Origin of the sequence: Mammaliicoccus lentus (assembly GCF_947036595.1) — a bacterium.
Taxonomy (GTDB): Bacteria; Bacillota; Bacilli; order Staphylococcales; family Staphylococcaceae; genus Mammaliicoccus; species Mammaliicoccus lentus.
Genome location: NZ_OX344834.1, coordinates 2,020,040 through 2,032,401 on the forward strand (window position 1 = coordinate 2,020,040; position 12,362 = coordinate 2,032,401).

General features: G+C 31.5%; 9 protein-coding genes and 1 pseudogene. 4 read left to right on the forward strand and 6 right to left on the reverse strand.

The features are described from left to right. Positions 1–78 precede the first annotated feature (78 nt). Both ACNMOQ_RS10020 and ACNMOQ_RS10025 read right to left on the reverse strand, forming a co-directional pair. Complete coding sequence (locus tag ACNMOQ_RS10020) at positions 79–1,431, reverse strand: TrkH family potassium uptake protein (RefSeq protein ID WP_416349798.1); 1,353 nt, start codon at positions 1,429–1,431, stop codon at positions 79–81. 16 nt (positions 1,432–1,447) lie between these two features. Then, entirely contained in the window at positions 1,448–3,145 is a 1,698-nt protein-coding gene (locus ACNMOQ_RS10025; protein ID WP_064204870.1) for a S1C family serine protease, read from the reverse strand. A 636-nt stretch (positions 3,146–3,781) separates the two neighbouring features. Here ACNMOQ_RS10025 and ACNMOQ_RS10030 point away from each other — a divergent pair. Beyond that, a pseudogene (locus tag ACNMOQ_RS10030) lies at positions 3,782–4,948 on the forward strand (IS256 family transposase). A 415-nt stretch (positions 4,949–5,363) separates the two neighbouring features. On the opposite strand, the gene ACNMOQ_RS10035 reads toward ACNMOQ_RS10030, so the two are convergent. From ACNMOQ_RS10035 to ACNMOQ_RS10050, 4 genes are all read right to left on the reverse strand, one after another. Then, positions 5,364–6,185 carry a TerC family protein gene (locus ACNMOQ_RS10035; RefSeq protein ID WP_026023726.1) on the reverse strand — a complete coding sequence of 274 codons (822 nt, stop codon included), beginning with the start codon at positions 6,183–6,185 and terminating at the stop codon, positions 5,364–5,366. A gap of 216 nt (positions 6,186–6,401) precedes the next feature. Continuing rightward, a complete protein-coding gene (locus ACNMOQ_RS10040; RefSeq protein ID WP_064204869.1) occupies positions 6,402–7,964 on the reverse strand; it encodes a peptide chain release factor 3 in 1,563 nt (520 codons plus the stop codon). Between the two features lie 13 nt (positions 7,965–7,977). Next, positions 7,978–8,217, reverse strand: coding sequence for a YueH family protein (locus ACNMOQ_RS10045; RefSeq protein WP_064204868.1), 240 nt, complete (start codon positions 8,215–8,217; stop codon positions 7,978–7,980). After that, positions 8,207–9,691, reverse strand: a complete 1,485-nt coding sequence (locus tag ACNMOQ_RS10050; RefSeq protein WP_064204867.1) for a UDP-N-acetylmuramoyl-L-alanyl-D-glutamate--L-lysine ligase — start codon at positions 9,689–9,691, stop codon at positions 8,207–8,209. The genes ACNMOQ_RS10045 and ACNMOQ_RS10050 overlap by 11 nt, the downstream gene beginning before the upstream one ends. Before the next feature lie 130 nt (positions 9,692–9,821). On the opposite strand from ACNMOQ_RS10050, the gene ACNMOQ_RS10055 reads away from it, so the two are divergent. The 3 genes from ACNMOQ_RS10055 to ACNMOQ_RS10065 are packed head-to-tail and all read left to right on the forward strand — an operon-like array spanning position 9,822 to position 12,318. Then, entirely contained in the window at positions 9,822–10,538 is a 717-nt protein-coding gene (locus ACNMOQ_RS10055; protein ID WP_064204866.1) for an ABC transporter ATP-binding protein, read from the forward strand. After that, the gene (locus ACNMOQ_RS10060; protein WP_416349799.1) at positions 10,531–11,664 is read left to right on the forward strand and encodes an ABC transporter permease; all 1,134 of its coding nucleotides are present in this window, start codon (positions 10,531–10,533) and stop codon (positions 11,662–11,664) included. Before ACNMOQ_RS10055 ends, ACNMOQ_RS10060 begins: the two co-directional genes overlap by 8 nt. A 9-nt stretch (positions 11,665–11,673) precedes the next feature. Continuing rightward, positions 11,674–12,318, forward strand: coding sequence for a TetR/AcrR family transcriptional regulator (locus ACNMOQ_RS10065; RefSeq protein ID WP_416349800.1), 645 nt, complete (start codon positions 11,674–11,676; stop codon positions 12,316–12,318). Positions 12,319–12,362: the final 44 nt, after the last annotated feature.

Below are 12,362 nucleotides of genomic sequence, written 5' to 3' on the forward strand. Positions count from 1 at the left end.
CTCTAATAGCATTAGCAGATTAAAAATAAAAAGGAACTTTTCGTTAAAATTTCTAAACGAAAAGTTCCTTTTTTAATACTAACCTATTTGGATACGTTCTTTAGGATAATGGAATTTATCTGGCGTCGATTTTCCACCTAACATTACAACGAAACATAATAATCCTACGCGACCGATAAACATGAGTATCATGATTACTATTTTCGATCCTAATTGCAATCCATCTGTAATACCCATGGACAAGCCACATGTACCAAATGCCGACATGGTTTCAAAGAAAATAGATAATAAATCATGTTTACCATCTTCGAACCTCACAATGGCAAGTACACCGACAAATGTGATAGCTAATGCTAATGAAATAACGGCAAATGATCTTTGTATATCTATCGGATGTACCTCCCGATTAAAAGCTTTAATTGTCGTTCGTCCATTACTAAAGTTAACTAAGTATAATACTAGTATAGTAAATGTTGTTGTACGAATACCTCCACCAACAGAACTTGGAGATGAACCGATAAACATTAAACCCCCTAAGAAAAAGTTGGTGGCTTCTGAAAATTGAGCTAAATCTATGGTTGATAAACCGGCGCTTCGTGTTGAAGATGATTGAAACATCGCATAAAACAATGATTTATGCCAAGTAGCTCCTTTAAATGTATTTGAGAATTCAAATAGGTAAATGACTATCGTACCTAATACAAATAAAAATAAATATGTAGCACTCGCAATTTTCGTAAACAATGAAAATCTAAAGTTTGGTATAGTATTTTTCATATAAGTTTTAACTTCTATTAAAACAGGGAAACCTATTGCGCCTAGCATAATAAGCAACATTATAATCGTTTGAACAAAATAATCATTCGCATATGGTGCTAAAGAGTCTCCAGTAATATCTAGTCCACCATTCGTCGTGGCAGAAACTGAAGCAAAGATACCTTGATGTATAGCTTCATTCACAGACCCAATATCTTTATAAAAATAAAAAGATAATAAAATAGCCCCAATAAGTTCTATCATTAAAATCGTTCTTACAATATCTAATATTAATTTTACAACGCCATTCATTGCAGTTGAATTACTATCTAGCATAATAAGCTGTCTTTCTCTAAGTCCTATATGCTTACCTAATATAACCCAGAGCAATGTCCCTATAGCCATGACACCAATACCACCAATATTCAGTATGACTAATATAACTGCTTGTCCAAAAGTCGTAAATGTTTCTCCAATAACTACAGGAGTTAGTCCTGTAACACTGACTCCAGACACTGCTACAAATAAAGTATCTACAGGCTCAATATTTACACCTGGTTTTACAACATAAGGTAAATTCAATAATAAAAAGGCGACAATTATTGCGGCCAAATAATACAAAACAATACCTTGTTGCGGCGTCATTTTTTGAAAAAAGTATTTAATAATGGACACAAATTGTCACCTCTATTTATTTTAAAGTTAATGTCTTAGTTATTTCTTTACCCTCTCGGATAAGTTTAAGCTTAATTTCTTCACCTGACTTATGATTATTATACAATTCTTTACGAAATTCAAGGTTATTTTCTATTTTCTTGCCATCCATTTCTACAATAACATCATGAAATTTAACGTCCGCTTTTTGAGCATTGCCTTTTTCATCAATACCAGTTACAACCATACCAGAGTTATATTTACTAGGCAGTGTTATTTGCGATTGTTCGTCAGATTTTAAAGTTTTATAATTTTGAGCCATAATGCCCATTTCTGGTCGTTTAATTTTACCATCTTTTTCTAATTTCTTGATATATTCAGCAGACTCATTTGAAGGAATAGCAAAAGCCATACCCTCTACATTAGGCATATCAATTTTTAATGATACTACACCAATTAAATTACCTTGTGCATCTAATATAGGCCCGCCTGAATTACCAGGGTTTACAGCTGCGTCAGTTTGTATTGCTTTTATTTCCCAATCATATTCGTCATCCCCATTAAAATCAATAGGAACGGTTCTATCTAAACCAGAAACTACACCTGTAGAAATACTATTTTGGAATTCCGCCCCTAATGGGCTACCAATAACAATAGCTGATTCTCCAAGTATTAAGTTATCAGAGTCTTCAAATTTAATTGGTTTAAAATTAGCATCTTTATCTGTGGGAATTGTAACAACAGCAATATCAGACCATTGATCCGACCCTACTACAGTACCTTTATACCTTTTACCATTTTCACCACTAATAACTGGTGATTTATCATTAGATATAACGTGTGAATTTGTCACTATGTATGTTTTATTATTTTCTACTTTATAAATTACACCTGATCCTACACCGCTATTTTCTTCTTTCTCTTTTTGAGAGGATTCAGTTTTACTTGAGATATCTGAATCCTCATGAGAAACACCAACTACAGAGTTTTTAGACTTCTCAACAGCTTCCATTACATTTGTTATTGGTTTTTGGAAACCTTTTTGAGATTGCTTCTCTTCTATAGATTTACGACTTTCATTTGGTGGATTAACATTTTGGAATATACTCCAAACTAATATGAATATAAGTATAATAGCTAATACAATAGCGATTATCGGCCAATGCTTTTCAATTTTCGATAAGATGATATTAAGTATATTTTTATCATTTTGAGATTTCTTTTCTACCTTTTCATCATGTTCGGCGCCGAGTTGTTTATTTATTTCGAATTCATTCTCTTGCTTATTATTCAGCTTATTTGATTGATTATGTACTTTCTTATATTTGATTTCTTCTGAATCATCTAGATTTTGGTTATCTTTTAGATTTTCAAATGAATCTTCAGTATTTTCTGTTGAGGAAACATCATCTTCAATAGATGAACCTTCTTTAGAAAATTTATCTTCATGACTGGATTCTAATCTTTCATCATCTAAATCTAACGTTGGATGATCCTTTGATTCTTCTTTCTGCTTTTTAATTTCTTCTTTTGTTAATTTTTCAATACGTGCCTTTTGCATATTTTCTTTAACACGTTGTTCGTTTTTCTTTTGTTGTTCTTTTTCATGAGCACGTCTTAATTCGTCTTCTTTACGTTCTTGTCTAATTCTTTCCTCACGTTCTGAATTATGAAAGAATTCACGTCTTTGTCTCTTATATTCATTTCTAGGAATGACATGTTTCTTTTGTGACATTTCTTGTCCTCCTCAACCAAAACACTTAATGTATCTATTATGCCATATAATGCAAAATTATTTAACCTAAATCCATTGCATTCAAGCAAATTTGCACATAAAAATTTATAATAAATTTACGAAAAATTAACATTACCTTAAACTTGTACTTTTGGCTATAGGTAAAATTTTTATATAAGCTCTTCTTTGTTGATAAAAACAATTGGTTAGGACGTATTTCCTAACTCATATTATTCCCTCAAGCGTCAACACTTCACTAAATCGTAGATAATATCACGATAACGGGCTTGTTTAAAAACACTAGCTCGTTAGAAAATGTAACGGGCTTGTCTCAAATTTCTTGCACGTTAGACCAGTTTACCATATGTATTTAAGTTAAAATTACAATGCAGTCATGAAAAATATCACGCTAACGGGCTTGTTTAAAAACACTAGCTCGTTAGAAAATGTAACGGGCTTGTCTCGAATTTCTTGCACGTTAGAGCAGTTTACCATATGTATTTAAGTTAAAATTACATTGCAATCATGAAAAAATATGAATATGTCCATATAATTGTGTAATAAAAAAAGAGCCAAATATAGCTCACTTTAGTACAATGTAATCGACTAAGAAAATATTGTAGAGGTGACCTATATATGACTCAGTTAAATATTAACGTAGACTTTGAAGAATTGGCAAGTGCTATTTTAGAAAGTAATTTAAATACTGCTATGAAAAGTATAGCTGTAACTGTATTAAATGCTTATATGGAAATGGAAAGAGATCAGTTTGTGAACGCTGATTTCAAACAAAAGCATCCTGAAAGGATTGCACAACGAAATGGCTACTATGAACGTGATTTTATGATTCCAGTCGGAACACTTCATTTAAAAGTACCTAGAACGCGTGATGGCGAATTTACAACTGAAGTTTTTGATCAATATTCTCGCTCTGATCAATCACTGATTTTAGCGATGATAGAAGCTTATATTAATGGCGTTTCAACTAGAAACATCACGAAAATTGTAGAGGCTCTGGCAGGTAAATCTGTTTCGAAATCTACGATTTCAGAAGTTATGAAAAATATTGACCCCGATATTCAAAAGTGGTCGAGTAGACCTATTACTAGTCATCAGTACAGATATGTATTTGTTGATGCCATGCATATTAAAGTTAGAGAGAATAATAAAATAGTTTCTAAAGGCGTTTATATAGCTATGGGAGTAAATGAACTTAAAAGACGTGAAATTATTGGTTTTAAAATTTCTAATCAAGAATCTGAACAGGCTTGGTCTGAGTTCTTTGAAGATTTAAGAATGCGTGGCCTCACAACTCCTGAGCTCATTATTTCTGATGCACATTCTGGTCTTATTAAGTCTATTAAATCACAATTTATAGATTCAACTTGGCAACGTTGTACATTTCATCTTCTTAAAAACATCATTGAAAGATTCCCAAAAAAGAATTCACAAGAGGCAAGAACATTACTTAAATCTATTTTTCAAGCTCCTACATATCAACATGCGCTTGAAAGTAAAAATGAATTTGTAACTAAGTATGAAAATAATCCTAAGTATTCAGAAGCTTTAAATATATTAGATCAGGGCTTCGAAGATGCCACACAGTTTTATAGATTTCCAGCACAACACCATAAGAATATATGAACTACTAACTCTATTGAAAATATAAATATGCAGCTTAGAAAAAGAGAGAAAGTCATTAAGACTTTCCCTAACCTAGACTCAGCTTTTAGATTAATTGGTGCATTACTCATGGATATTCAAGAAAATCTAGATAATGCTAAAAGACCTTTTATTCCTTAAACTTACTACTTATTTTTGAAAAATAAGTAGAGATTAACAAAATGAATCTGCTAAAAATCAAACAGATTTATTTTGTTAATACATTCTAAAAAACCAAAGGTTGATTACTTCTAAAGATATTACACATAAATATGGACTTGACTAAAAATATCGCGCTAACGGGCTTGTTTAAAAACACTAGCTCGTTAGAAAATGTAACGGGCTTGTCTCGAATTTCTTGCACGTTAGAGCAGTATATCAACTCCATATTTATAAAAAAATAAAGCACTTCGCATAATTTAATTAATAATGACAAAAACTAAATTAACGAAGTGCTTATATCAAACTTTTTTCATTACTAGTAATTCTACCTATGGTGGGCTACGAAGTTTTTAGCAAAATGAGAACTCTATCTCACTCCCTCGTAAATAACTAGTTATGAAGATTTTTTATTATGTCGAACTGATGTAATCCAGCCGATAATCACTAATGCTAATAAAACTGTCCAGAAAATAGACTGCCATACAATACCATGTGGGAAATCATGTGGTATCAATGCAATCTCATCGTGTGCTAATACGATAACGAGTAGCTTTATACCTACCCAACCAACTATAGCGAAAGCTGCTGCTTCTAAGTTCGGATATTTATTTAATAATTCTACGAAATATGTTGCAGCGAATCTCATAATGATTACACCCATCATACCACCGATGAACATTACACTGAATTGTCCTAAGTCCATTCCGCCAAAATGAATACCTAAAGCTGGTAATGTAACCGCGATTGCAAATGCCGCTAACATAGAGTCTATAGCAAATGCGATATCTGCAAATTCAACTTTTAATACTGTCATCCAGAAGTTCTTCTTCAATTTATGATGACCTTCACTATCAGAAGGGAATTCTTCTTCGGTAAAGTTCTCATCACTTTCTTCAACATCATCGGGCGTTTTGATCTCTTTATCTTTATGCTTTTTAAAATCTATTAAGTTCTTAACAGACATATAAATAAGATAAAGTGCCCCTGCTGCTTGAATTGGCCAGAAATTAGCCAAGAAGCTAATTAAGAATAACGAAATAAAACGGAAAACAAATGCACCTAATAAACCATAAAATAATGCCTTTTTCCTTAAATCTTCAGGCAAATGTTTTACCATTACTGCCATTACAACTGCATTATCTGCAGCTAATAAACCTTCAAGAAAGACCAATACGACTAAAACCCAACCATAGCTGAGCAATAAACTTGGATCCATCATTCTCACACTCCAATTTTTATTTTGCAAAACAAAAGAGACCATGCCTAATAAAAGGCAAAGGTCTCACTTAACATTTATAACATGCCCATATTACCGGAAACTTGCGTTTCGTAATGACGATAATATGCTAGAATTTACATTCTAAAGTTACTCCCCTTCGACAAAGTCGTAGGTCTATTTAGTTTTCTTCGTTATTATACATTGTTTTTTAGTTTATAACAAACTATATAATTTAATTTCTGGGAATTTATCTTCAAACCATCTTGTAGCAAATTCATTTTCAAATAAGAATACGAAATTATCATAACGATCTTTTACTAATATTGAACGGCTAGAGTTCATATTATCTTTAATATCTTTTTCGTTTTCAATCCATCTAGCTATTTTCTTTCCAACTTGTTCCATTACAACGTCAACATTATATTCGTTTTTCATTCTATGTTCGAATACTTCAAATTGTAGCTGTCCAACAGCACCGAGTATAATTTGGTTCGTGTGTAATGTTTTATACAACTGAATAGCACCTTCTTGTACTAATTGTTCAATACCTTTATGGAAATGTTTTTGTTTCATAACGTTTTTCGCACTAACTTTCATAAAGATTTCAGGTGTAAACTGTGGTAAATTTTCGAAATGGAATTTCTGATTATTTCCTACAAGTGTATCTCCTATTTGATAATTACCAGTATCATACAGTCCGATTATATCCCCACTCACTGCATGGTTAACAGTCTGTGTATCATCAGCCATAAATGAAGTTGAACGTGTGATTTTATGTTTTTTCTTCGTTCTTTGCAATGTTACATCCATACCTCGTTCAAAGGCTCCACTCACGACACGCATAAATGCGATTCTATCTCTATGTTTTGGATCCATATTTGCTTGAATCTTGAATATAAAGCCTGAAAAATCTGTATCAAATGGATCAACTACTTCACCTTCTTCGGTCTTTCTACCATTTGGCATTGGTGCATGGTCTACATAGGCATTTAAGAAGTTTTGTACACCAAAGTTAGCTAATGCAGAACCAAAGAATACAGGTGTTAACTCTCCAGCAAGCAACATTTCTTTATCGAATGTTTCACCCGCTTCTTCAACTAACATCAATTCGTCAATAGCTTGTTCAAACTGTGAATCATTTTTAATTGGATGATCTTCTTCTAATTCATAATCATCATTTAAATGTAGTACATTTTCTTCATCTCTAAATGGCTCAATAGTCTTCTCTTCTCTATCTATAATACCGAAGAAATTTTGACCCATTCCAACTGGCCAGTTCATAGGATATGTTTCAATTTCTAAAGTTTTTTCAATTTCTTCAAGTAATTCAAATGGTTCTTTACCCATACGGTCAAGTTTATTAATAAACGTAAAAATAGGGATTCCTCTCATTTTACATACTTTAAATAATTTTAAAGTTTGGGGCTCTATCCCTTTAGCACAGTCAATTACCATGACAGCACTGTCTACAGCCATCAATGTTCTATATGTGTCTTCCGAAAAGTCTTCGTGTCCTGGTGTATCTAGAATATTGATATTATAGTGATCGTAATTAAATTGCATAACAGAACTGGTTACTGAAATACCACGCTCTTGTTCTACTTTCATCCAGTCACTCGTAGCAAATTTTCCTGACTTTTTTCCTTTAACGGTACCTGCTTGTCTTATCGCACCACCGAATAGTAATAATTTCTCTGTTAACGTCGTTTTACCAGCGTCTGGATGCGATATAATCGCAAAGGTTTTTCTACTTTCTACTTCTTCTTTTATTGTCACAATTCATTTCTCCTTATAATTCGGATGTCCAATGGCTAATTCTATTCGCTAATTCGTTTGCGTCTTCTTCATCTAATATATTAAACAAATGTATATACAGATGTTCAATTAATGATTCACCGAATAAGTCATAATCGATTTGGATAGACCAAAATAAATCTGGAATAGAAATAACAAAATATTCTTCCTTTTTATTCTCATATATAAAAACTTTGCATTTTAAGTTATCAGAATGGCTTTCTCTAATCTTCACTAGGTTTACCTCCATATTTTTCATAAGCTGCTTCTAGACCAATTAAATCGTCTCTATGAGGTGCTTTAATATTTCCTGGCATAATTTGGTAAGGTTCTCTTCCTTTTGATGCTAATACCACTGTATCTCCTGGTTCTGAAATTTCAATAGCGTGCCTAATACCTTCTGCTCTATCTTCAAATTCTACATAGTTTTGGTGTGTCGCTCCTTTAGCTAATTCTGCTGTTAACATTTTCGGATCATCATTTGCTGGATTATCTGGTGTAAATACAACGTAATCTGCTCGACAACTTATTTTACCCATTTCAGGTGTTTTTGTTAAGTCTCTTTCTCCAGCCATACCTATTAAAAATATCAATTTTTGCTTAACAAAAGGTTTTACAGCATCAATTAATTTATCGATACCATCAGATGTATGCGCATAATCAATAATTAAATCAATCGGTAGGTTTTTATCTAATACTTCTAAACGTCCTTCAACTGGGGGCATCTGTTTAACAGCTTTAATGATTTCTTTTAAATCATAACCTTGCACCCAAACACCAAGAAGGCTCGCTAATAAATTAAGAATATTGAATTTACCTAAATACGGAGATTCAACTTCATATTCACCAAATGGCGTTGTTAAAGTAAATGTCGCGCCATTGATAGATTCATTAATATTTTGAGCCATAAAATCAGCTTCATTGTCTATTCCATATGTAAATATTTCAAATGGAGTAACCGGCTCTAGCTCTTTAGAAAAAGCATCATCAGCGTTCAATATGACAAATTTGTCTTTTCTATAGTCTTGGCCTAATTGGCTAAATAATAATGATTTGGCATGACCATATGCTTCCATTGTGCCATGAAAATCTAAATGATCTTGTGTTAAGTTTGAAAATATCGCAATATCAAACTCTACGCCTCTTAGTCTACCTATTACTAGACCGTGACTAGATACTTCAAAAGTCATGCTTTCACATTCTTGCTTAACAGCCTCGGATATATGTTTAGTTAATGTAACTGTTTCCGGTGTCGTGTTCACACCCTCCGTTACAGTTTCATTAATTTGAAACCCATTTGTTCCAAGATAAGCACTATTTTTACCAAGCGCTCTAGTTAAATGATGTACCATCGTTGCTATTGTCGTCTTACCATTCGTTCCAGTAACACCTATTGTTTTTAATTTTTGGCTTGGATATTCAAAAATTATATGGCTAAAAATACTTGCTATTTTTAATGTATCTTTTACAACAATTAATAGTACGTCTTCAGATAATTCAATATATCTATCGCTTACGATTACAGTACACCCTTGTTCAATAACATTAGGGATAAATTCATGACTATCTACTGTATAACCTCGAGAGGCTACAAATATAGATTTTTCAGTTGCAGTTCTAGAATCAGTTGTAATATCGTTTACTTCTTGGTTTGTATTCCCATAAACTTGCTTTAATTTTATTTTGTTTAATAACGTCTCAACTTTCATCGTTATTTCTCCTTTATTTTCAATAGGTCTATTATACACTTTCTTTATATGATTTTATAGTTTTGACTTAAGATATATCTAGTTGTAAAATGAGTGAGTACTCACTTTTAAATTAAAAGAGGTGTTCATAATGATAAAAGTAGATAATATAACTAAGTCATACGGAAAAGTTAATATATTAAATGATATGACAACATATTTTGAACCAGGTTGTATCACAGGTTTAATTGGCCCTTCTGGTGCTGGTAAAACAACGCTCATAAAATGTATTTTAGGAATGGAAGCCATTGATTCAGGTAATATTACGATTGAAGATGTCGACATACCTAACCGTAAAATTTTACGTTCAATTGGATATATGGCACAAGGTGATGCATTATACGAGGATTTAACTGCTTACGAGAACATGTTATTCTTTGGAAAATTATATATTACTAAAGAACAAAATTTACAAACCAATATACAACGTGCTTTAGAGATGGTGAATTTATATAATGAACGCAAGAAAAAAGTAAGTGCTTTTTCTGGAGGTATGAAAAGAAGACTTTCTCTCGCTATTAGTTTTATTCAAAACCCAAAAATATTAATTTTAGACGAGCCTACTGTAGGTATAGACCCAAAATTAAGAAAGTCTATATGGAACGATTTATTTGAGGAACGTAATAAAGGAAAAACGATACTCGTCACGACTCACGTGTTAGATGAAGCGGATAAATGTGACAGACTATTATTAATGAGAGACGGCAATATTATTTCTTACGGTTCACCTGATGAAATAAAATCATCATTTAAAGTCAACACGATAGAAGAAGTTTTTCTTGAGTTAGGAGATGGTGTAGATGCTTAATATAGCAACAAGAATATTTAAACAAGTGTTGCGAGATAAACGTACACTAATGCTTCTGCTCGTTGCCCCACTGCTGATCTTAACATTAATTTATTTCTTGTTTAATTACTCAGATGAATCTAAAGAGTTAAAAATCGGCACGTATCAAGCTAATGAACATTTAATAAACCAATTACATGATAAAAACATTGAAACAGTTCAATATGATGATTATAAAAATTTAAAAGATAAATTTAAAAATGATGACTTAGATGGTTTTGTAGAAGAAAGTAATCACGAGTATTCTATTACTTATGAAAATTCAGACCCTAGTGTAACGAATCAATTAAAGTTAAAGGTTAATCAAATTTTAGTCAGTAAAAATATCAATCAGTTAACAAATGCGTTAAATAATCAAAGTAAAATGTTAAGTGAAATAACGAAAAAGTTACCAGACAACATAAAACAAGATTTACCTCAACAAGACAAACCAAAAATTGAAAAAATTGAAACATCAAATCACTATTTGCATGGCAATAAAGATACGAATTATTTTGATACAATCAGCCCAGTTTTAATTGGATTCTTTGTATTTTTCTTTACCTTTTTAATTTCAGGTATTTCTTTACTGAAAGAAAGAACTTCAAGCACACTTGACCGTACACTATCCTCTCCAATTAAGAAATATCAAATTATTATAGGTTATATAATTGGTTATGGTACATTTGCTGTCATTCAAACAGCATTAATTGTTATTTATTCAATATATGTATTACAGATGACAACAGAAGGAAATATTGCGCTCGTATTTATAACAAATATATTGATTTCATTTATTGCTTTAACTTTAGGCTTGTTATTATCAACTTTTGCATCATCTGAATTTCAAATGATTCAATTTATACCTCTAGCTATTGTTCCCCAAGTGTTTTTTGCGGGTATAATACCAGTAGACTCAATGCACAAAACATTGCAATATATTGCACATATAATGCCGCTTTATTACGCTGGCGATGCAATCCAAAACGTTATGATCAGAGGTTATGAAATATCAGATATATATGTGAATTGGATTATTCTCTTCCTAATATTTGTCTTGTTGCTAGTCTTAAATATATTAGGTATGAAAAGATATCGGAAAGTGTAGGTTTATATTATGAATCGCTCTATTAAAGAAATTATGAACGAACAACTAAAAAAGCAATCACAAATAAGTGAAAAACAAAAAGCAGTATTAAATAGCGCAACGGTATTATTTAGTGAACGTGGATTTTATAATACCTCGACAAAAGACATTGCGAGAATGGCAAAAGTTTCTGAAGGCACTGTATATAAACATTTCAAAACAAAAAATGAATTATTATATGCAGGATTATTACCTTTATATAAATCGGTAGTTGCTCCTGAAGTGTTAAAAGAATTCAGTTCAGAATTATCAAAATGTGATAATTTAGATGCATTTATTGACACATTTGTAGATAATAGAATAAAATTCATTGATAATAATAAAAATATAATAAAAATAATTTTTGGAGAAATAATGTATAATACAGATTTTCGTAATATAATGACTAATGTTGTTAAGCAATCAATCGGACCCACTATTTCTCAATATATTCAAAATTTAAAAGACAACAATCAAATTGATAAAGATATACCCGCTGATTTAGCCTTTCGAATGATGGCTAGTCAAACGATTAATGTGATGTTACCTGTATTACTTTCTCAAGATTACTCAAAATCAAAATTAAATGAAAATATCATATTAACTAAACAATTATTGATAAAAATGTTGAGATAATCATAAGAAACTGTATAGATTATGTAATAAATGCAATATCTTTT